General features: G+C 33.8%; 18 protein-coding genes. 2 read left to right on the top strand and 16 right to left on the bottom strand.

The window, feature by feature from the left end; all coding sequences use genetic code 11:
* Nucleotides 1-2: 2 nt before the first annotated feature.
* From GON26_RS07740 to GON26_RS07790, 11 genes are all read right to left on the bottom strand, one after another.
* The gene (locus GON26_RS07740; protein WP_160374254.1) at nucleotides 3-1589 is read right to left on the bottom strand and encodes a sensor histidine kinase; all 1587 of its coding nucleotides are present in this window, start codon (nucleotides 1587-1589) and stop codon (nucleotides 3-5) included.
* A 59-nt stretch (nucleotides 1590-1648) separates the two neighbouring features.
* Nucleotides 1649-2245: a dephospho-CoA kinase gene (coaE, locus tag GON26_RS07745; RefSeq protein ID WP_160374255.1), complete on the bottom strand. Its 597-nt coding sequence runs from the start codon at nucleotides 2243-2245 to the stop codon at nucleotides 1649-1651.
* A gap of 1 nt (nucleotide 2246) precedes the next feature.
* A complete protein-coding gene (locus GON26_RS07750; RefSeq protein WP_160374256.1) occupies nucleotides 2247-3245 on the bottom strand; it encodes a glycosyltransferase in 999 nt (332 codons plus the stop codon).
* 120 nt (nucleotides 3246-3365) lie between these two features.
* Nucleotides 3366-4556, bottom strand: a complete 1191-nt coding sequence (gene fabV, locus GON26_RS07755; RefSeq protein WP_160374257.1) for an enoyl-ACP reductase FabV — start codon at nucleotides 4554-4556, stop codon at nucleotides 3366-3368.
* A gap of 83 nt (nucleotides 4557-4639) precedes the next feature.
* Complete coding sequence (gene recN / locus GON26_RS07760) at nucleotides 4640-6292, bottom strand: DNA repair protein RecN (protein ID WP_160374258.1); 1653 nt, start codon at nucleotides 6290-6292, stop codon at nucleotides 4640-4642.
* A 43-nt stretch (nucleotides 6293-6335) separates the two neighbouring features.
* On the bottom strand, nucleotides 6336-7223 hold the full coding sequence (gene porD, locus GON26_RS07765; RefSeq protein ID WP_160374259.1) for a type IX secretion system protein PorD: 888 nt from the start codon (nucleotides 7221-7223) through the stop codon (nucleotides 6336-6338).
* Between the two features lie 74 nt (nucleotides 7224-7297).
* The gene (coaBC, locus tag GON26_RS07770) at nucleotides 7298-8518 is read right to left on the bottom strand and encodes a bifunctional phosphopantothenoylcysteine decarboxylase/phosphopantothenate--cysteine ligase CoaBC (protein ID WP_160374260.1); all 1221 of its coding nucleotides are present in this window, start codon (nucleotides 8516-8518) and stop codon (nucleotides 7298-7300) included.
* Nucleotides 8519-8527: 9 nt separating this feature from the next.
* Nucleotides 8528-8845 carry a DNA-directed RNA polymerase subunit omega gene (locus GON26_RS07775; protein ID WP_007807938.1) on the bottom strand — a complete coding sequence of 106 codons (318 nt, stop codon included), beginning with the start codon at nucleotides 8843-8845 and terminating at the stop codon, nucleotides 8528-8530.
* Between the two features lie 8 nt (nucleotides 8846-8853).
* The gene (locus tag GON26_RS07780; RefSeq protein WP_160374261.1) at nucleotides 8854-9648 is read right to left on the bottom strand and encodes an outer membrane protein assembly factor BamD; all 795 of its coding nucleotides are present in this window, start codon (nucleotides 9646-9648) and stop codon (nucleotides 8854-8856) included.
* A 137-nt stretch (nucleotides 9649-9785) separates the two neighbouring features.
* Entirely contained in the window at nucleotides 9786-10667 is an 882-nt protein-coding gene (gene dapA / locus GON26_RS07785) for a 4-hydroxy-tetrahydrodipicolinate synthase (RefSeq protein ID WP_160374262.1), read from the bottom strand.
* Nucleotides 10668-10681: 14 nt separating this feature from the next.
* Nucleotides 10682-11194: a DUF6913 domain-containing protein gene (locus GON26_RS07790; RefSeq protein ID WP_160374263.1), complete on the bottom strand. Its 513-nt coding sequence runs from the start codon at nucleotides 11192-11194 to the stop codon at nucleotides 10682-10684.
* A 47-nt stretch (nucleotides 11195-11241) separates the two neighbouring features.
* On the opposite strand from GON26_RS07790, the gene GON26_RS07795 reads away from it, so the two are divergent.
* Complete coding sequence (locus tag GON26_RS07795) at nucleotides 11242-12021, top strand: 5'-nucleotidase C-terminal domain-containing protein (RefSeq protein WP_160374264.1); 780 nt, start codon at nucleotides 11242-11244, stop codon at nucleotides 12019-12021.
* A gap of 53 nt (nucleotides 12022-12074) precedes the next feature.
* On the top strand, nucleotides 12075-12992 hold the full coding sequence (locus GON26_RS07800) for a bifunctional metallophosphatase/5'-nucleotidase (RefSeq protein ID WP_160374265.1): 918 nt from the start codon (nucleotides 12075-12077) through the stop codon (nucleotides 12990-12992).
* Here the strand turns inward: GON26_RS07800 and GON26_RS07805 are convergent.
* From GON26_RS07805 to GON26_RS07825, 5 genes are all read right to left on the bottom strand, one after another.
* Nucleotides 12978-13673 (bottom strand): hypothetical protein, encoded by a 696-nt coding sequence (locus GON26_RS07805; protein WP_160374266.1) that lies wholly within the window; start codon nucleotides 13671-13673, stop codon nucleotides 12978-12980. The two genes, GON26_RS07800 and GON26_RS07805, sit on opposite strands and share 15 nt — an antisense overlap.
* Nucleotides 13660-15666, bottom strand: coding sequence for an NAD-dependent DNA ligase LigA (gene ligA, locus GON26_RS07810; RefSeq protein ID WP_160374267.1), 2007 nt, complete (start codon nucleotides 15664-15666; stop codon nucleotides 13660-13662). The genes GON26_RS07805 and ligA overlap by 14 nt, the downstream gene beginning before the upstream one ends.
* Before the next feature lie 243 nt (nucleotides 15667-15909).
* Nucleotides 15910-17847: an OmpA family protein gene (locus GON26_RS07815; protein ID WP_160374268.1), complete on the bottom strand. Its 1938-nt coding sequence runs from the start codon at nucleotides 17845-17847 to the stop codon at nucleotides 15910-15912.
* A gap of 11 nt (nucleotides 17848-17858) precedes the next feature.
* Nucleotides 17859-18791, bottom strand: a complete 933-nt coding sequence (locus tag GON26_RS07820; RefSeq protein WP_160374269.1) for a PorP/SprF family type IX secretion system membrane protein — start codon at nucleotides 18789-18791, stop codon at nucleotides 17859-17861.
* 46 nt (nucleotides 18792-18837) lie between these two features.
* Nucleotides 18838-21665: Ig-like domain-containing protein (locus GON26_RS07825; RefSeq protein WP_160374270.1), on the bottom strand; the 2828-nt coding region annotated here is incomplete at its 5' end.

Raw genomic sequence — 21665 nt, forward strand, 5'->3', positions numbered from 1 at the left:
TTTTAATTTATTAATGGTATTTTTATTATAAAGGTGCTACCTTTCCCTTTTTCGCTTTCAACATATACTTGACCGTTGTGGTCCTCTACTATTCTCTTTACATAAGCGAGACCTAAACCGTGACCTTTTACGTTGTGTAAATCTCCGGTATGTTCTCTGTAAAATTTCTCAAAAACCCGTTTTTGAGCTATCTTACTCATTCCTAATCCATTATCTTTTACTTTTATCAGAATCATATCCTTGATATTTTCTGTAAAAATTTCGATTTCAGGAACATCAGGCGAATATTTTATGGCATTTTCTAAAATATTAACCAATACGTTTGTAAAATGCACTTCATTTATCAAACAGGTTGTTCTTGCGGCATTTAAGTGTTTTACAACCGTACCTTGTCTATCCTCTAAAATTAGATTTACGTGCTCAATAGCATCATCTATGATATCATGAATTGCTGTAGGTTCTTTGCTGATATCCAATTCTCTTTTTTCTAATTTAGAAATTCGAAGAACGTTTTCTACCTGAGCATGCATTCGCTTATTCTCATCCCTGATCATTTGAAGATATCGGAAAACCTTTTCCTTATCTTCTATAATTTTAGGGTTTTTGATCGCATCAAGCGCTAAATTTATGGTAGCAATTGGAGTCTTAAACTCATGCGTCATATTGTTTATAAAATCAGTTTTTATTTCTGATATATGTTTCTGACGAATTAACTGGTTCAGTGCACTGGTATAGGCTACAATAATAATAAGTGTAAAAATTATTGATAATATCGTGATACTCAGTAACTCAGATAACAAAAACTTTTTCTTATGCGGAAAAGTGATATACAATTCGTATTTGCTGTTTCCTTCATTATCGGTATAAACCGGAATATGATAACTAGCATCTTTATCGTAATGAAATCCTTCAGATTTTATTTTTGTTGCAAAACCATTATTTAGGATACCAAACTCAAATTTGGTCTTTACACCATATTCTGCAAGTTCTTTTTTTAATATTCCCTGCAATTTTTCTTTAGAAATTCTTTCATCAATAGACAAAGCGGCTGCTGCATCTTTGATAGAAATTTCCATCTGAACTTTTCCTAAAATATCTAAATTTCCAGATTTTTCAACCTTTAAATCCGGAATAACACTTTGATTTAATGTGTTATTATCAATTCCGTTGTTATTATCATACACTTCAGTTAAACGCTTTGAACTGAAACTTTTAAATCGGTCTGAATTGAATTTTTTATCAAACAATGAACCGCTTATATCGTAGTTCTCCGAAGTGATACTATTCTTGTAAACTATTGTTTTATTTGTTTTGGTATTTCTTTGAACAAATAAAATTTCTAACAAATCTTCTTTTTGTGGAATTTTACCTGTACTATCTTTTATGCGGTTGATTTTTTCATAAAAACCATATTCTTCCTGCTTTTCTAATTTGTCCGCAACATTACCTATTACTTGTGTTACGTGATATTTGAATTGTTCGTCATTGTTTTTGAACGAAGAATTGAACCAATACACCTGAACAAGAATTATCCCTATAAGAGACAGACTCATCAGCAGTACAAGTATTCTAAAAAATAATTTATTCATCAAAACAAAATTAATATTTTAACAATATACTAAATAATACATTAACCAAATATTAACATTTAAGACTGTTTTTGTTTAAAATTTAAAATTTTAAGAATTTTAACAACTTCTTCTTTAGCATTTTTAAGATTAGTGTTATTAATTACAAAATTACTTCTGGAAATTCGTTTTTCATCATTCCATTGCATTTGCATTCGGCTTAAAACATGCTCTCTGGTGGTATTGTCACGTTTTAAAACCCTATTTATCCTAACTTCTTCTGGGGCAGTAACAGTTATAATTATGTCGCAGTCTTTATAACGACCGCTTTCAAATAAAATTGCAGCTTCATAAACCACATATTGGTGATCTTTATTTTGTGCTAACCATACATCAAAATCTTTTTTGACAGCTGGATGCACAATTGCATTTAGTTGTGTTAATTTATCTTTATCATTAAATACTATTTCGGCTAGTTTTCCTCTGTTTAAAATATCATTTTCAAAAATTTCTGGTCCAAAAGTCGTTTTTATAGCCTCAATAATTTCTTTGGACTGCATCACTTTTTTAGCTTCGTCATCCGCAATGTAAACAGGTACTCCAAACTCTTTAAAAAAATTAGCTATTGTCGATTTTCCACTTCCAATACCTCCTGTCAGACCTATTACTTTTATCATCTTATACTTTAAAAAACATACGAGGAAAAGCCTCTTGTGGTTTTTTCTTTAAAAGAATAATTTTTACAAATGATTCTAAAAAACCCGTTCCGTAGCCATAAAATTGCTTCCAGACTGCGATTACGGATAAATATCCAATTTTGATACTTTTATTCTGAATTGTTGATGTAAGAAAAATTATAACGAAATATACAAAATATAATTGTAATAATAGATCAAAATTAAAAATTAACAGTATAAAGGCTAATAATAATCCTAAGATAAAAACGGTTGGAAAGAAAAAAGTAAGCTTATTATGTTCTGGATACCAACTATTTAAGATTGGTCTTGCGATTCCAAATTTATGAACTTGTAGCGAAAATTTCTCCCAGTCAATTCTTCTTTTGTGATAAACATAAGCATTTGAAAACAATCTCGTTTCAAAACCTAAATTCCATAAACGAATGGATAAATCCGGATCTTCTCCGGGATGAATATTTCCAAATCCTTTTGAGGCTTCAAAGGCTTTTTTAGAAATTCCCATATTGAAACTTCTTGGCTGAAATTTGCCTATTTTCTCGGAACCACCGCGAATCCCACCTGTTGTTAAAAATGATGTCATCGCAAAATTGATGGCTTTCTGAATGTTAGAAAAACTATCTAATGCTTTATCCGGCCCACCAAAACAATCCACATACTCTTCATTCAAAGCTTTTCTGACTTCTGATAAATAATGAGGCGGAATGATACAATCAGAATCAAAAATGATAAAATAATCCCCCACTGCTTTTTGCATACCAAAATTTCTCGAATCTCCTGGTCCTGAATTGGGTTTAAAATAATACGAAATATTCAATTTTCCCTGATAGGTCATGACCACATCTTTACAAGGAACCGAAGAACCATCTTCTACCAGAACAATTTCAAAAGCTTCATTAAAATCAGATTTTGATAAACTTTCTAAAAGTTCATCAACTTCGTCTGGTCGATTATACACGGGTATAATTAGAGAAAAAATCATAATCGAATATGCGTATTAAGTGGCAATTATTTTTTATGTAAAAATTTTAACAAAGATATGTTATATTCATAAAAAAACCATCAACTTTTGATTGATGGTTTTAATAATATTTTGATGGTTTTACCTGATACTTTCGATACCCACTACCTCATTTGCTTCGGCATCATAATCTACTCCGTCGAATGCAAAACCGAATAGGTTTAAGAAGTCATTTTTGTAACCTGCCAAATCTCCAATTGCCGGTAATGTTTCAGTAGTAGCCTCTTCCCAAAGTTTAGCCACTTTTGCCTGAACATCATCACGCATTTCCCAATCATCGATTCTGATTCTTCCTTTTTCGTCAACAGGAACTTCAGCACCATTATACAATCTGTCCTGAAATAAACGTTGAATTTGCTCGATACATCCTTCATGAATACCTTCTTCTTTCATAATTTTATATAAAAGAGAAATGTATAATGGAATAACCGGAATTGCAGAACTTGCTTGTGTAACCAACGCTTTGTTTACAGAAACATAGGCTTTTCCACCTATCTCTTTAAGACTATCAGTTATGGTAAAAGCGGTTGCTTCCAGATGATCTTTTGCACGACCAATTGTACCTTTGCGGTAAACTGCTTCTGTCAATGATGGCCCGATATACGAATAAGCAACAGTTGTAGCTCCTTCTGCCAATAGTCCTTCCGCTTTTAAAGCATCCATCCACATTGCCCAGTCTTCTCCACCCATAACGGCAACAGTATTATCTATATCTTCATCGTTTGCTGGTGCAATAGAAACTTCTGAAACGTTTCCTGTATGAAAATCAACAGTTTTATTGGTGAATGTTTGTCCGATTGGCTTCAAAGTAGAACGGTGTAAAATTCCTGTGTTAGGATTTGTACGCACCGGCGAAGCCAAACTATAAATTACTAAATCAACCTGACCTAAATCAGCTTTGATCAAGTCTAATGTTTCTCTTTTTATTTCGTTAGAAAAAGCATCTCCGTTGATACTTTTTGCGTACAAACCTGCTTTATGAGCTTCTTTTTCGAAAGCTGCAGAATTGTACCATCCTGGCGAAGCTGTTTTACCTTCTACTGGTGGTTTTTCGAAGAAAACTCCAATAGTAGCAGCATCAGAACCAAAAGCACTCGTGATTCTTGAAGCCAGTCCGAATCCTGTTGATGCTCCAATTACCAATACTTTTTTAGCGCCTGCAATAGCACCTTTTGATTTTATATATGCTATTTGATTTTTTACGTTTTGTTCGCATCCTGTTGGATGAGATGTCAAACAAATAAATCCTCTCATTCTAGGTTCTATAATCATCTTGTAATGTTTATGAAATTAATTGTGTTTTAGCTTTATTTTAATTTTTCAAAAATAGACATTTTATCTTTAAACTAAGTTTCTTAATTTAATAATTGTTTTGCATGGTTCAATGCCGAGTCTGATATATTGGCACCTGAGAGCATTTGCGCAATTTCAGTAATTCGTTCTTCCTGAGATAACAGTTTCAATTCTGATTGTGTGTCGTCATCGATTGTAGATTTGAAAACCTTGAAATGTGATTCGCCTTTGGCCGCAATTTGTGGCAAATGCGTAATGGCAAAAATTTGCATCGTCTGACTCATCTCTTTCATGATTTCACCCATTCTAATAGCGATTTCTCCTGAAACTCCTGTATCAATTTCATCAAATATTAAAGTTGGCAATTTAGAATATTGTGCCAAAATTGCTTTGACAGCCAACATGATACGAGACATTTCTCCTCCAGAAGCTACTTTTTTCAACAATCCAAAATCAGTTCCTTTATTGGCAGAAAATAAAAATTGTAATTCATCTTTTCCATTTTGAAAATACGTTTCTGATGGTAATAATTCCATATTAAAACGCACATTTGGCATTCCTAAAGTTTCTAAAATCGAAATTAATTTATTTGATAAAACCGGAATTGCAGTATTTCTATTTTGATGAATTGTAGCCGAAAAAGCATCTAATTCTGCTGTTTTTTGTTCAATGGAAAGATTTAACGAAGCTATTTCTTCTTCGATATTTCCTAATTCTAAAACTGAATTTTCTAAATTAGTCTGAATCTGCAATAACTCATCAACCGTAGTTACCTGATGTTTTTTCTGCAAATTATAAATTAATTGCAATTTCTGACTGATAAATTCTAGTTGCGTTGGGTCGTTCAATAACTTTTCTGAACAATTTTGCAATTCTCTTGAAACATCATCAAATTCAATAGCTACACTTGTAATTCTTTCAAACAACCCCTGATATTCTGTTGAAAATGGAGCAATTTTTTGTAACGCTGTTTTGATTTCATTCAGATTATGAAAAACACCAAACTGCTCTTCATTGGCAATCGCCAAAGATTTATCGATAGATTCCTTGATAATTTCAACATTATTAAGTTTTTCAAAATCAGCTTCCAGTTCTTCCTGCTCACCAGATTTTAGCTTTGCTACAACTAATTCATTTAATAAAAAAGTATTGTATTCCTGCTCTTTTCCTGCATCACTTTGTTTTTTAAGCAACGCATTCAGTTTTGATTTCTCGGATTTGTATGTTTTTAAAAGCTTTTGATAGGATGAAATTACCTCTGCATTATTAGCAATCGCATCAATTATCTGAAACTGCACACCCTCATCAGACAATTCCTGAGTTTGCTGCTGCGAATGAATATCAATCAAAAAAACACTCAATTCTTGTAGTTCCTGAAGGTTTACAGGACTATCGTTTATAAAAGCACGTGACTTTCCAGAGGGTAAAATTTCACGTCTGATAATGGTTTCATCTTCATAATCGAGATCATTAGCCTCAAAAAAAGCTTTCAGACTGTATTTAGAAATTTCAAACTGAGCCTCAATAACACATTTTTCTTCTTTATTTTTTAACGAAGTCAAATCGGCTCTTTTTCCTAAAACTAATCCTAAAGCGCCTAATATAATAGATTTACCTGCACCCGTTTCACCAGTAATAATAGAAAAACCTTTTGAAAAATCAATGGCTAATTTTTCAATCAGAGCATAGTTTTTAATTGACAACGAAGTAATCATAGTAATAAATTGTAAATGAAGATTATGGAGACAATACTAAAACTCAGAACTTAACCTGAGCCCATTTAGTAGCATTTAATGGTGATACTCTATTTAAAACATCAGAAAGATCAGTAACCGGAATACTCGGTCCTCCTGAAAAAATAGAAACAATTTCGTCTGATTTTGCATCAAAGAAAACCCGGGTCAGAAAAGCATTTGGTTTTACTGAATTTAGTTTCCCTATTAATAACAGAGATGATTTAACTTTTTCTTTGGCACTTTTTAAATCCTGACTCATAACATCCAAACCCGCGTGATACCCATACATGGTCTGACGCAAATCAGCATACGTTGGTGACAAAATATCATTAATCAAAAAATACCTGTTCTGAAGTCCGTCAGCCTGGGTCCAGCCTCTTGAGCCGCCTTGCTGGGCAACATTTGTTATGTTTTGAGCTGTTTCGAAATAAGAATTTCCAGCACCATACTGAAACGTATCCGCATCTAATCCTAAAATCATATAACAGTAATAGGAAATCACAGAAACTAAATTCGACTCATAAACCGTTGGATTAAACAATAAGTTTTCATATTCAGTATATCTAAAACTAAAGTCTTTATCGTTAAAATTAAAAACCGGGGAAGAATACGATGAATTATAAATCAGTCTTGATGATTGTACCTGAATGGTCCCAGAAAACTGATCCGAAGTAGCTGTAGCTAGTGTGATATACATTGAACAATTGATGCGCTCATTTTGTTTAAGAGCCGTTCCTGTCCAATCTGTCTTGTTTATAAATTCAGACAAAGCTGTTTGTAAGGTTTTATAAACTTGCAGGTTGGGATTTGGTAATCGTTCTGTATTTATAGTAACTACACAATTTAACTGTTGTGCCTGTGCAAAGCCAAAAATTAAAAATACAAGAAAAGTAACTATTTTGTTTTTCATATATGCTGAAGCTTTTTAGTAATCATATATGATATCGCCTGTAAGTTTATTGCTGTTTGTGAGCAACAAAAGTATTATTTGGCGATTTCATAAAAATGCGATATCACTTTGTTTAAAATATCAACCGCAACTGATTCTTTTGTTTTCAATTCCATCGGTTCAACCTTAAAAGATTTGTCGATAAAAGTAACTTTATTCGTTGGTTTTTGAAAACCTGCACCTTTATCCTGCAATGAATTTAGAACAATCAAATCTAAGTTTTTTTTCTGAATTTTCAACTTAGCATTTTCAATTTCATTTTCAGTTTCCAGAGCAAAGCCAATTAAAAACTGATTTTTTTTAGCCACTCCTAAAGATAATAGAATATCTTTTGTCTTTTCGAGTTCAATCGAAAACTCATCCGGAGCTTTTTTAATTTTCTGAACAGCAACTACTTTTGGTTTATAATCCGCAACAGCAGCAGCAGCAATCGCAACATCTACACTTTCATAATACAAATGACAAGCATCATACATTTCCTGTGCCGAAACAACATTTATTACCTCAATCGAACTGTTTTTTGTTTTAAAATGAGTTGGTCCAGAAACCAAAACAACCTGTGCTCCCAGATTTGCGGCTTCATTTGCAATATCAAACCCCATTTTTCCTGAAGAATGATTACCTATAAAACGTACCGGATCTATTGCTTCGTATGTAGGACCTGCAGTAATTAGTATTTTTTTTCCTTTAAGGGGTAATTTGCTTTCTAAATCAGCCTCCAGAAAAGCCACAATATTTTCAGGTTCTGCCATTCGGCCTTCGCCAGATAAACCGCTTGCTAATTCTCCGCTTTCAGCAGGAATCATGATATTTCCATATTGATTTAAAGCTGTAAAACTAGCAATCGTCGAAGGATGTTTGTACATATCCAAATCCATTGCCGGTGCGAAATAAACAGGACATTTTGCCGATAAATAAGTAGCTATAAGAAGATTATCGCAATTGCCATTTGTCATTTTAGACAAGGTATTAGCAGTTGCCGGAGCAATGACCATCAAATCAGCCCAAAGGCCAAGTTCGACATGGTTGTTCCATTGTGCATCAGCATCCTCTTCATTATAAAATGTAGAATATACAGGATTTTTTGACAAAGTCGATAACGTAAGTGGCGTTACAAAATCCTTAGAAGCAGGTGTCATGATCACTTGGACATGTGCACCTGCTTTGATAAAGAGTCGTACTAATGAAGCTGTTTTATAGGCTGCAATTCCACCAGAAACTCCCAGCAAAATTTTCTTCCCGTTTAAAACTGACATTGTACTATATTATTTGTTTGAACCTCTGTGGTAAGTTTTACCATCTAACCATTCCTGAACTGCTAAAGCATGTGGTTTTGGTAATTTTTCGTAAAATTTAGAAACTTCAATTTGTTCTTTATTTTCAAAAACTTCTTCAAGACTGTCATTATAAGTAGCAAACTCTTCTAATTTTTCAGTTAATTCTTTTTTGATTTCAGAATTAATTTGATTTGCTCTTTTAGCCATAATGGTAATTGCCTCATACACATTTCCTGTTGGCTCTTCAATAACTGTTTTATTGTAAGTTATTGTATTAACAGGAGCATTCGTCTTTTTTAAATCCATGACTTTATTTATTTAGTAAATTTTTGTAAATCTGTTTCAACTCTAGCATTCATTTCGTCTGCTTGTTTTTTGTATTTTGTAGCACTATTGAACTTTATTAAGTTATTGTAGGCTACTTTGGCAACATTTAAACGCTCTTCCATTTTAGACTGCACACTATTGATTGCCAATTGGTATGCCGAATCGTATTTGTAAAACAAAGCGTCTTCTTTGAATGGTGTTCCCGGAAAATCAGCAATAAAATTATCAAAAGCAATCAATGCTGACTTATAATCTGAAATTGTATTGTAACCTTTTGCAACTTCATACGCTTTTTTCTCTAGCTTTCCGTTTAATTTTTGTACAGCTTCATTAGCCTGAGGGATATATTCTGAATTTGGGTACATATCAATAAATGCCTGTAATTTATCCAATGCTTTTACTGTATCAACCTGATCTAAACTATAAACAGGAGCTAATTTTGAATAACTGTAAGCACCTAAAAAAGCAGCTTCCTGCACTTTTTCGCTACGTGGGTAACCTGAAACAAAACTTTCGAATTGATATCCGGCTAAATAATATTGTTCTGTTTTATAATAAGACTGAGAGTACATATAAAACAACTTTTCAGCCTGAGGTTTTCCTCTGTAGGTAGGAGCTAATTGTTCAAAAAGTCTAATTGCCTTATTGTATTTCCCTGCTTCATACATTTTTGTAGCAATTTCAAACTTTGCTGCAACATCTTCATTTTTTAAGGCTTTCTGGTAATCACTACAAGAACAAAAAAGGACAACTACAACTAATAGAGAAACTATTTTTTTCATTTTATTACTTTTATTATGATTCTTGCGACAATTGTGCCTAAGCAAAATCACACCGAAGTTTCGGTGGCAAATTTAGTTATTAATTTAGCTACTACAAAATATTTTTTTTGTATAATAAAATACAGAGAATCTTGCTTTTATTTGATACTGTTTTTAACAAATTCATTTAATCTGTTTGCTAAGGAATCATCTACAGAAACCAATGGCAAACGAACTGTGTTATCAGCAATACCAAGGGCCTGAAAGACTTGTTTGATACCTGCCGGGTTCCCTTGTTCGAAAATCATATCGATACAATCTGATAATAAATATTGTGTTTTGAATGCTTCGTTTACTTTTCTGTTGAGTCCTAAACGGATCATTTCTGAAAATTCTTTTGGAAAACCTTGTCCAATTACGGAGATTACTCCTGCTCCACCTGCCAAAACAATCGGCAAGGCAATCATATCATCACCGGAAATTACCAGAAAATCTTTTGGTGCATTTTTTATTAATTGTAATGCCTGAGCCATATCGCCAGCCGCTTCTTTTATGGCGACAACATTCTCAAAATCATTTGCTAAACGAATTACCGTTGACGGCAACATATTACTAGCCGTTCTGCCAGGAACATTATATAAAATCACAGGTACTGGAGAAGCCTCTGCAATTGCTTTAAAATGCTGATAAATTCCTTCCTGAGTAGGTTTGTTATAATAGGGAGAAACCGAAAGTATGGCGTCGAATGCAGAAAAATCTCGTGTTTTTAATTCCTCAACTATTTGCATAGTATTATTACCTCCAACACCCAGAACCAAAGGCAATCTTCCTTTGTTAGTATCAACTATAGTCTTGATAACCAATTCTTTTTCATCTTGTGTTAAAGTCGCATTTTCAGCTGTTGTACCCATAACAACAAGATAATCAACACCTCCATCGACAGAAAAATTAACTATTCGCTGTAGGGCTTCAATATCAATGGAGAAATCTTTTTTAAATGGAGTGACAAGCGCAACACCAGTTCCTATTAATGATTGCATATTCTAATGTATAATTATTTTATGTTTTTTAAATACCTAAACAATTCCGAAATGAAAAGTTTATAATTTTCTAAAGAAGTATTAATCATCCAGCGGTTAAAATGTTTATCAACTGAAGCAAATCCTACTTTAAATTTCGCTTTCGATTTCTGTGTCATCAACATCAAAATTGGCTTTTCGATATCATAATAACTAATCAAAAGATCAAATTCTGTTTCTATAAATTCATTTAGAAAAACTTCAGAAAACTGCCCTCTCCAACTCAATTGTTTTTTACTAAAAGTGGGCAACCTGTACTCTTTTTTCTTCTTTAATTTATCTCTGTACGCTACAATACTGATGTTTTCCGGATGAATACCATTCAAAACAAGAACTTCTTTTAATTTTTCTGAATGTCTAAAATCACTTTCATCAATCAGTAAACCAACAGTTTGTATCTTACTGGTAAAGACTTCGTTTTTTACTTTATGTAAATTTTTATTTAATGTTTTTTTTACAAAAAATTCCTTTATATAATTTAAAAACATAGTACTTTTACTAGATTACAAAATTAATTATTTAAGTCGCATTAAAGATGGTAAAACTAAAAAAGTATAACGAAGTTTTAAAACTTTTTGTTATATTCTTAACACTTTTTTTATTTTTTTCCTGCAGCAAGCAACAATATCACCTCTCGAAGATAGAAGGAAAACAGCTTTCTGTAACTGAAAAACAATCCGAAACCCTTGAAATTGAAAACTTTATAAAACCCTACAGAGAGCACATCAATAAAGATTTAGACAATATTTTAGCGTATTGTCCCGAAACGTTAGATAAAAGCTCAGGAAAATGGCAAACCAGCATTGGAAACCTTATGGGAGATGTATGTCTAGAAAGAGGAAATAAGGTTTTTAAAACCCTTGAAAACAAAGATATTGACATTTGTCTTTTGAATCATGGCGGTATCAGAGCCATTTTACCAAAAGGAAATGTTACCACAAGAACTGCTTTTGAAATTATGCCTTTTGAAAATAATCTAGTGGTTCTGGCTTTGAAAGGAGAACAAATTCAGGAAATGACTTCTTATATTATTAAGGAGAAAAAACCACATCCTTTAGCCGGAATGACTTTTACCATCACAAAAAACAATACTGCCACTAATATTCTGATTCAGGGAAAACCTTTGGAACTAAATAAAATTTATTATGTCGCAACAAATGATTATTTGGCTAATGGCGGTGATAATATGCTGTTTTTTAAAAATAATGTTCAAACTTATGACCTGAATTACAAACTGCGAAATGTGCTTATTGATTATTTTAAAGAAGTAGATACTATTCCTGTAAAAAAAGACATTCGAATTACGGAAGAGTAATTGCATTTTGACCTTATTAAAAAAAGAAGACGTTTCAGAACAAAAATATACCCATGAAAAGAAGAGAATTCATCGAAAAAACAGCTGCCAGCACTGCATTATTAAGCTTAGGTATATCGTTGAGTAGTTTTAAAACCAGTGAAATTGATATTAAACACTTAACCATTTTACATACTAATGACGTACATAGCCACATAGATCCTTTTCCTGCAGATGATCCGCGTAATCCTAACAAAGGCGGTGTTTCGCGCAGAGCTGCTCTTATAGAAACTATTCGTAAAGAAAACCCGAATGTACTTTTGCTTGATGCAGGTGATATTTTTCAGGGAACTCCTTACTTTAATTATTATGGAGGTGAACTTGAATTTAAGCTCATGAGCATGATGAAATATGATGCTTCTACAATAGGAAATCACGATTTTGATAATGGCCTTGATGGTTTGTATGCTCAAATGCCGCATGCGAGTTTTGAATTTATCAATTCCAACTACGATTTTAAAAATACGGTTATGAATGGTCTGGTTAAACCGTATAAAATTTTTAATAAAAGCGGAATTAAAATTGGTGTTTTTGGTCTCGGAATTGAACTTCAAGGTTTGGTTGATAAAAAAATGTACCAGGAAACTGTTTATAATGATCCTGTAGAAATTGCTCAGGATATGACGCAATTATTAAAAAAAGAACAAAAATGCGATTTAGTAATTTGTCTTTCGCATTTGGGTTACAAATACAGAGATAATGATTCGAAAATTTGTGATTTAAAACTAGCGGAATTAACTCAGGATATCGATTTGATTATTGGGGGACATACCCATACTTTTTTAGACAAACCCACTATTGTAAAAAATAAAGCGGGAGAAGATCTTTTGGTGAATCAGGTAGGTTGTTATGGCATTAATTTAGGCCGAATTGATTTTTATTTTGATAATGACAAAACAAAATCATCAGTAGGAAAATCAATTATAGTGTAATGCTACAGTATTTTTACTTTTTTTCTCCAGAAAATATTTTACCATAAAAAAGTAAGAGCCAATTTGTGTAATGTCCTGAATCAAAACAAGCGCAATGGAATCTGAAAAAAATTGAATAAAAATATAGAAGATATCTGAAAAAATAAAGCAACTCGACATTAAGGTTAGCAATAACGATACATAAGTTCCTTTTGTTATATAACTTACATAAGACACGAAACCTAAAATACTTAAAACAATTCCGTAGAAAATATACGCAAAATGGAATTCATCTACATTATCAAACTGTAAATTCAGGACAGATATTAATAGATAAACGATAAAAATAATGACCATTGTTACCGGAAGAAAATCGCTTTTTTTAATTTTTATCTTTTCGTAATCAACAATAATTAATTTTAATAACAAAAGATAGACGATTAAAAAGCTAAACAACTCTCCAATATTCGAAATTTCAATATCCATCAGGTCAAAAACCTGACCTACAAAACAGAAGAAAAATATCAAAAATTTGACTTTATCAATTTTGTTATTATTACTGACAAAAAAATAAAAGAAGATAGAAGGCACCACAATTGCTTTGGCATAGACTGCTAAAAATTCCTGATTTGTACAATCAAAAATTATAGTGAGCAGTAATGCTGTAAAGTAAAGAATTAATGATGGCCTATTCGCTTTCATTTAATTTGTTTATAAAATCCTGTTCCGAAAGTATCGGTATATTCAGCTTGGTCGCTTTTTCTAATTTTGCGGGTCCCATATTATCTCCTGCCACCACAAAATCAGTTTTTGCTGATATTGAACTACCTACTTTACCTCCGTTATCCTCGATGGTTTTCTTTAAATCATCTCTTGAAAATTGCGTAAATACACCTGAAACTACAAATGTTTTCCCGATGAATTTTTCGGTAGCATTTGGATTTATTTTTTCTACAATTTCAAATTGAACTCCCTGGTTTTTTAATCTTTCAATTATAATTTTATTTTCAGCATTTTCAAAAAATTCAATTACACTTCTGGCAATTCGGTCTCCGATTTCATCCACTAAAACTAAATCCAACAACGAAGCCTGACTTAGTGCGTCTATATTTTTGTAATGTTTCGCCAGTTTTTTTGCAACCGTTTCGCCTACAAATCGAATTCCTAAGGCAAACAAAACACTTTCGAAAGGAATCTCTTTTGATTTTTGAACACCATTTACCAGATTTTCAGCAGATTTTTGCGCCATTCTTTCTAAGTGCAAAATATCTTCTACTTTTAATTCGTATAAATCGGCATAATTATGAACCAATCCGTTCTTAAAAAGAAGTGCAACCGTTTCTCCTCCAAGACCTTCAATATCCATTGCTTTTCTTGAAATATAATGCTGAATCCTGCCTATAATTTGCGGAGGACATCCGTAAAAATTAGGGCAATAATGATTGGCTTCACCTTCGTTTCTGACTAATTCTGTCTGGCATTCCGGACAGTGTGTAATGTAAACTGTTGGCTGTAAATCTTCAGAACGTTTGGTAAGATCAACAGCAATAATTTTAGGAATAATTTCGCCTCCTTTTTCTACAAAAACGTCATCGCCTATGCGAATATCCAGTTTCTGAATCTGATCGGCATTGTGCAAAGAAGCGCGTTTTACAATAGTTCCGGCTAACTGCACCGGTTTTAAATTTGCAACAGGTGTAATGGCGCCGGTTCTTCCTACCTGATACGAAATTGATTCTAATGTTGTCGAAACCTGTTCTGACTTGAATTTATAAGCCATTGCCCAACGAGGAGATTTGGCCGTATAACCCAATTCTTCCTGATGCTGAATGCTGTTTACTTTTACGACAACGCCATCTGTTTCATACGGTAAATGATGACGGTGTATGTCCCAATAATCAATAAATTCAAATACTTCGTCCAGATTGTTAGCCAGTTTAGCTTCTTTTGGAACTTTAAATCCCCAATTTCTGGCAGATTCCAATCCTTCAAACTGAGACGAAAAAGGCAAATCATTACCGGTAACAAAATACAATAAACATTCTAATGGGCGTTTTGCTACTTCAGTACTATCTTGCAGCTTCAAGCTTCCGGAAGCTGTATTTCTAGGGTTTGAATAAGGCGTTTCGCCTATTTCTATTAATTCCTGATTCATTTTTTCGAAACCGGCAAAAGGCAAAATAATTTCTCCTCGAATATCAAATTTTTCCGGATAATTTCCTTTCAACTTTAAAGGTATCGATTTGATTGTTTTGATATTATTGGTCACATCATCTCCCTGAAAACCATCTCCTCTGGTCAGTGCCTGTGTCAATTTTCCGTTTTCGTAAGTGATGCTTATAGAAGCTCCGTCATACTTTAATTCGCAGGTATATTGTACGGTAACATTTCCGAGTACTTTTTGAATTCTGGTTTCCCAATCTGCCAAATCTTCTTTTGAATAGGAGTTATCCAAAGAATACATACGATACTGATGTGGTATGGTTTTAAAATTTTTGGTCACCGTACCACCCACTCTTTGTGTTGGGGAATTTTCATCAAAAAACTCCGGATTCTGATTTTCTAAATCCTGCAGCTGTTTTAATTTACTATCAAAATCATAATCTGAAATAGTTGCATTATCAAGAACGTAATAGTTGTAATTATGCTGATTAAGTTCTTCTCGTAGTGACTGGATAGTATCTTGAATATTCATAAAATAGTGGAATAGTGCGAATTATAAATTTAGTAAATATTACCCAAAATTAGAATTATTTTTTATTCATTTTAATGAAAATCCAATAAGTTTTGAAAAGTAAAAATCAGGTTACAAAAAGATGCAACCTGATTTCCTCCATTCCCATTAATCTAACAAAAATTAACCAAAACCAACTTCCAAATGGTTTTTTAAGTTCTAAATTTTATAACTGATAATGAAATCATTAGCTTAAAAAATAGACTATTTCTGAATAATGATGAAATCTGAACGTCTGTTTAACAAATGTTCTTCTTCAGTACATTTCACACCGTTTTTACAGTTGTTTATTAATCGGCTTTCGCCATATCCTATCGCACTTTCGATTCTTGAAGGATCAATTCCCTGTGCAATTATATAATCGCGGGTTGATTTTGCTCTGTTATCCGAAAGTTTTAAGTTGTAAGCATCTTTACCTCTTGAATCTGTATGTGACTCAATTTTGATTCGGATGTTAGGGAATTTCTGCATGATAAATACCACTTTAGTCAGTTCTTCAATCGCTAAAGGAGTTATGAAATATTCATCATAGTCAAAATAAATTGGTTTTACATCCACTTTTTCGACACCTTTCTTTTTCACAACCAAGTCATCATAATTACTCAATTCGAAATTAACATCTTTGATTTCGCCTGCGTTTTCCTTGGTAGTCTGAACGGTTTTATCGTCGTTGCTGTAATTCAGTTTAGATGCTACTACTTTAACCATATTATCACAAGGAACGGTTATAGCGTAATTTCCGTCATAATTCGTTTTTGTTTCAGCAAGCACTTCATTGTATGGGTTGTAAGCAACAATGGTTACATCTGTCAATGGTAATTTTGTTTTTCTGTCAACAGCAATACCTGAAATACTTTGGTTACAGATTGGTCTGCCTTTTCTAAAGGAATAAATATCATCATCACCTTTACCCAATGCTCTGTTTGAAGATATATAGCCAAAACTATCTGAATCATCAATTATAAAAGCAAAATCATCTTTATTGCTATTGATTGGAGCTCCCAAATTTCGGGGAGTTGAAAAGGTTTCGTCAGCCAGAAGTGTGCTCTCGTAAACATCCAAATCGCCCCATCCATAATGTCCGTCAGAAGAAAAATAAAGGATTCCATTTCTGAAAAAAGGAAAAAGATCATTACCTATAGTATTAATTTTAGAACCCAGATTCACAGGGCTTCCCATGGTCCCATCATCTGCAATTTTTACTGCATATAAATCTGTTTCTCCAAAACCACCCGGCATATCTGATGCAAAGAAAAGCCATTTTCCATCTGCACTTAATGAAGGATGTCCAACGGAATAATCATCACTGTCAAAAAACACTTTTTGAGGATTTTGAAGTTTGTCTGCTACAATATCGCCTTTGATGATTTGAAAATTATTGGTTTTTGTTTCATCTATAACCAATTTATTTTTCTTTACAATATTGGTCGAATAGTAGATTGTACTCCCCTTTGTATCAAAAGTTGCGGTAGCTTCGTGGTATTTCGTCATGACATTCGGCAGGAAAAGTGTTTCGTTAAACAAAGTTCCGTCAGCAGGATTTCTATCGGCAACGTACAAATTAAGAAACGGCTGATTGTTCCAGTTGTATAATTTTTCGCCAAAATTTGTAGTATCTCTAGCCGAAGTATATACAATTCTGTCCTGAAAAAAAGTAGCTCCAAAATCAGATTTGGTTGTATTGATGTCTAAATTTTTTATATCATACAGCGATTTTGTTTTGGCTATACTATCCATATAGGTCTTTTGAGCCACATAACGGTTAATTTCATTCTGATCGCCTTTTTTATTAAGATATTCCTTTGTCATTTTATCAGCCGCACTATAATCCATAACAGCTTTCATACATTGGATATATCTTAGATAATAAATATCAGTCAGATTATTGCCTTGTACTTCGTATAGTTTTTTATACCATTTTAAGGCATTTCTGGCATCTGAAGTGAAATAATAGGAGTCGGCAGCATTTTTTAAAGTTTGTGCCGAAGGACTGTCTATGTTTTGCAAAATTTCTTCATAAGCGATTGCTGCATCAACATAGGAGTAGTTTTTAAACAACGCATCAGCCTTTTTTAAATTGGTTTTCTGGGCAAAAAGCGTTGCAAAACTAAATACCAAAACTAGAATATATATCTTTTTCATAGGTTTATTTTTTAGAAGAATCGAGGTGATTTAATTTTACTTTGATCTTTATTAAATTGATAACGCAAGATGATTTCGTGAGATCCATCATTGTATTTATTCAACTCACTTACCGTATAATCAAACGCGTAGCCTATATAAAAGCTTTTGGAGATCTGAAAACCCGCCAGGGCACTTAACGAATCATCTGTTCTGTAAGAAGCTCCAAGGACAAATTTTTCCTGAATCATAAAATTCGCTGATAGATCAGCAGTAAGTGGCGCTCCACTCACTGCTTTTACTAAAAATGCCGGTTTGAATTTTAAATTCATGTTCAAATCAAAAACATAACCTCCCATTAAATAATAATGTAAACTTTCGTAATCTATAGATTCTTTTACGTCATCATAATAGTTGTTTTTAATAAAACTTGGAACTGAAAGCCCTACATACCATTTTTCAGTATAATAATATACCCCTGCTCCTATGGCAATTTTTGCCTGATTGTCGATGTTTTGATTTAACAATACATCATTTGGATCGTAAAATCGTCCTTTTGACCAATCAACATTTAGCAGTCGCATTCCGGCTTTTAAACCAAAGGCTAATCTTTTTTCATACCCTAATGGTAATGAATAAGAGAAGTTACCATCTAGATACAACTCGTTTGAAGGGCCTATTTTATCGTTTACTACACTCAGTCCTAAACCAATTTTTTCGTTTCTTAAAGGCGAATGAATACTAAACGATTGTGTTGTAGGTGCTCCATCGATACCAATCCATTGCGAACGGTGTAAAAGAGTGGCTTCGAGAGTTCCTGTCGAACCTGCATAGGCAGGATTAACAGCCATCGTATTATACATATATTGTGTATATTGAGGGTCTTGCTGCGCATTTGCGCAATACGTGATAAAAGAACATATTAAGATGAAATACGTTTCTAATGATTTTATATATAGTTTCATAACGATACTTATTTAGTTTAATTAATTAGATGATTAATAAATCTGATTATCTCATGATAGATAACCATCCTTTTTTAACCGTTCCATCACCAATGTCTATCACGTAAAAATAAGTTCCTGTTGGTAACATATCTCCTTTATTGATTGTTCCTGAAACATTTGCAGTTCCGTCCCAATCATTTTCATAATTGTTTTTGCTGTAAACCAAAGCACCGTATCTGTTATAAACTTTCAGTTCATTATTTGGATAATTTTCGATACAGTCAATTCTGAAAAGATCATTGGCATTATCATTATTTGGAGTAAATTCGTTATAAACTGTCAAACATATTGGATCTATAGTAGCAGTAGCTGTATTATTAGAAGCATCAACATCTAAAGGAGTTGATATTTCTATGGTTGCTACAGACGTATAATCAGGAGTTACAAATCCAGATGTTGAAGGAGATAATACCGTTCCAGTGATTTCCAGAGTTTCACTCAAACCAGCTCCTAAAGCTGGAATGCTCCAAATTCCTGTTGCAGGATCATATACACCTGTTGTAACAGATGCTCCAACCAATTCATAACCATTTGGCAATAAATTACTTACCAACAGATTTACAAAATTACCTTCCCCTACATTATTAACTTCAACTGTAAATACTACCTCTTCTCCAAAATTTGGTGAAGGATTACTTACCGTATTGGTTATTGTTAAATCTGAACAAGTAGCTACCGTAACATTTAATGTTTTAGTTGTAAGGTCATTACAAGTATTAATATAGGTTACTGAAATAGTACCAGAGCCAATATCAGACCATGAAACCGTAACCGATCCATCTGTTGATCCACCGCCGGAAACAACTGTTCCGTTTGTAATTGACCAAACATAATCTGATTTTCCATTTGCGATTGAATACGTTACTCCCTGGAATACACAAGGTGTATCATCATTTGAAGTTATCTGTACCGCATCATCACTGCTAAAATTAATTTCTATGGCTAATCTTGGAGCTGCCCCACAACCGTTTGTTGTATTATTCAATGCTCCTGCATAGTAAATTCCGGCTGTAAGTGGTGTATTTGATGCTAACATTGTGCCACCAGAAGGAGAAGTGTACCAGGCAACATCCAATTCGTTCACTTCAATATTTGCAATTGTTGGAATTGCTGATAAACAAAATGTCTGAATAGGTTTGTCTGTTGTGATGATACCTTCTGTATTCACTTTTACATCTACTTCTAAACGAACTGGATTTTCACATCCTTCATTATTCATAATCGCTCCGTAATACAAACCGGTTGTTAAAGCAGTGGTGCCTAGAATTACGGTTCCCCCTGTTGGAGTACTGTACCAAACTACATTTGCCTCGTTAACCTGAATATCAGCAACTGTAGGTGCATTTGTTAAACAGAAATCCTGTGTAGCATCATTAGTCGTTGGCGTTGGACTAGGATTACCAACGGTAACCGTAACCTCTAAACGAACTAAACTCTGACAACCTGTTAAAGGATCTAAAATGGCTCCATAATACATTCCTGAAGTTAATGCAGTTGTAGGAGGTATTGGTGTAGTACTTGTTGCTGTTTCAAACCAGCTAACATTACTTTCAATTACCTGAATATCTGCAACGGTTGGATTATCTATTGAACAGAAACTCTGTGTAGCATCATTTGTAGTAGGATTATTTGAACTTCCTAAATTGATTGTTACCTGTAATCGTGTTGCACTTTCGCATCCAGTAGCCGGATCCAAAATTGCTCCGTAATATACACCCGCTGTTAATGGATCTGAACCCGGAATAGCAGTTCCTCCTGTAGCTGTATTGTACCAAACTACATTAGTTTCATTAACAATAATACTAGATACTGTAGGCGCAAGTCCTGCGCAGAAGTTTTGCGTTGCTGAAGGTGTTGTTGGTGTATTTGGATTTGTAATATTAACTGTTACTTGCAATCTTGTAGCACTTACACACCCTAAAGAAGTTAACTCCCCAAAATATGATCCAGCAACCAAAGCTGTTGTAGCTGGAATTGGTGTTCCTCCTGTAACGGTACTATACCAAACTACATTACTTTCGTTTACCGCAATATCCCCAACGGTTGGCATATCTTCCAAACAGAAATCCTGTGTAGCCGATGTCGTAGTTGGTGTACCCGGATCGTTGACATTTACTGCTACAACCAATCTGGTGGCGCTCTCACAGCCTGTAACAGCGTCTATAATGGTAGCATAATAATTTCCATCTGCCAAAGCATCTGTAGCAAGTAATGGCGTAGTGCTTGTAGCACTGCTGTACCAAACTGCTGTAGCGGGTGTTACTGCAATATCGGCAACTGTTGGAGCATCTTCTAAACAGAAATCCTGTGTAGCTGATGTCGTAGTTGGTGTACCCGGATCGTTGACATTTACTGCTACAACCAATCTAGTGGCGCTCTCACAACCTGTAACGGCGTCTATGATGGTAGCATAATAATTTCCATCTGCCAAAGCATCTGTAGCTAATAATGGTGTAGTGCTTGTAGCACTGCTGTACCAAACTGCTGTAGCTGGTGTTACTGCAATATCGGCAACTGTTGGAGCATCTTCTAAACAGAAGTCCTGTGTAGCTGATGTCGTAGTTGGTGTACCCGGATCGTTGACATTTACTGCTACAACCAATCTTACTGCGCTCTCACAACCTGTAACAGCGTCTATAATGGTAGCATAATAATTTCCATCTGCCAAAGCATCCGTAGCAAGTAATGGCGTAGTGCTTGTAGCACTGCTGTACCAAACTGCTGTAGCTGGTGTTACTGCAATATCGGCAACTGTTGGCGCATCTTCTAAACAGAAATCCTGTGTAGCTGATGTTGTGGTTGGTGTACCCGGATCGTTAACATTTACTGCCA

Source organism: Flavobacterium hydrocarbonoxydans (assembly GCF_009789235.1).
GTDB lineage: Bacteria > Bacteroidota > Bacteroidia > Flavobacteriales > Flavobacteriaceae > Flavobacterium > Flavobacterium hydrocarbonoxydans.

Excerpts from the sequence above, each read along its gene's own strand:
- GON26_RS07775 (WP_007807938.1), bottom strand. The coding sequence starts at position 8,845 with ATGGATTTAAAAAAGACGAATGCTCCTGTTAATACAATAACTTACAAT.
- GON26_RS07805 (WP_160374266.1), bottom strand. The coding sequence starts at position 13,673 with ATGAAAGCGAATAGGCCATCATTAATTCTTTACTTTACAGCATTACTG.
- GON26_RS07790 (WP_160374263.1), bottom strand. The coding sequence starts at position 11,194 with ATGTTTTTAAATTATATAAAGGAATTTTTTGTAAAAAAAACATTAAAT.
- coaBC (WP_160374260.1), bottom strand. The coding sequence starts at position 8,518 with ATGTCAGTTTTAAACGGGAAGAAAATTTTGCTGGGAGTTTCTGGTGGA.
- GON26_RS07815 (WP_160374268.1), bottom strand. The coding sequence starts at position 17,847 with ATGAAAAAGATATATATTCTAGTTTTGGTATTTAGTTTTGCAACGCTT.
- ligA (WP_160374267.1), bottom strand. The coding sequence starts at position 15,666 with ATGAATATTCAAGATACTATCCAGTCACTACGAGAAGAACTTAATCAG.
- coaE (WP_160374255.1), bottom strand. The coding sequence starts at position 2,245 with ATGATAAAAGTAATAGGTCTGACAGGAGGTATTGGAAGTGGAAAATCG.
- recN (WP_160374258.1), bottom strand. The coding sequence starts at position 6,292 with ATGATTACTTCGTTGTCAATTAAAAACTATGCTCTGATTGAAAAATTA.
- fabV (WP_160374257.1), bottom strand. The coding sequence starts at position 4,556 with ATGATTATAGAACCTAGAATGAGAGGATTTATTTGTTTGACATCTCAT.
- GON26_RS07800 (WP_160374265.1), top strand. The coding sequence starts at position 12,075 with ATGAAAAGAAGAGAATTCATCGAAAAAACAGCTGCCAGCACTGCATTA.
- GON26_RS07780 (WP_160374261.1), bottom strand. The coding sequence starts at position 9,648 with ATGAAAAAAATAGTTTCTCTATTAGTTGTAGTTGTCCTTTTTTGTTCT.
- porD (WP_160374259.1), bottom strand. The coding sequence starts at position 7,223 with ATGAAAAACAAAATAGTTACTTTTCTTGTATTTTTAATTTTTGGCTTT.
- GON26_RS07795 (WP_160374264.1), top strand. The coding sequence starts at position 11,242 with ATGGTAAAACTAAAAAAGTATAACGAAGTTTTAAAACTTTTTGTTATA.
- GON26_RS07740 (WP_160374254.1), bottom strand. The coding sequence starts at position 1,589 with ATGAATAAATTATTTTTTAGAATACTTGTACTGCTGATGAGTCTGTCT.
- GON26_RS07820 (WP_160374269.1), bottom strand. The coding sequence starts at position 18,791 with ATGAAACTATATATAAAATCATTAGAAACGTATTTCATCTTAATATGT.
- dapA (WP_160374262.1), bottom strand. The coding sequence starts at position 10,667 with ATGCAATCATTAATAGGAACTGGTGTTGCGCTTGTCACTCCATTTAAA.
- GON26_RS07750 (WP_160374256.1), bottom strand. The coding sequence starts at position 3,245 with ATGATTTTTTCTCTAATTATACCCGTGTATAATCGACCAGACGAAGTT.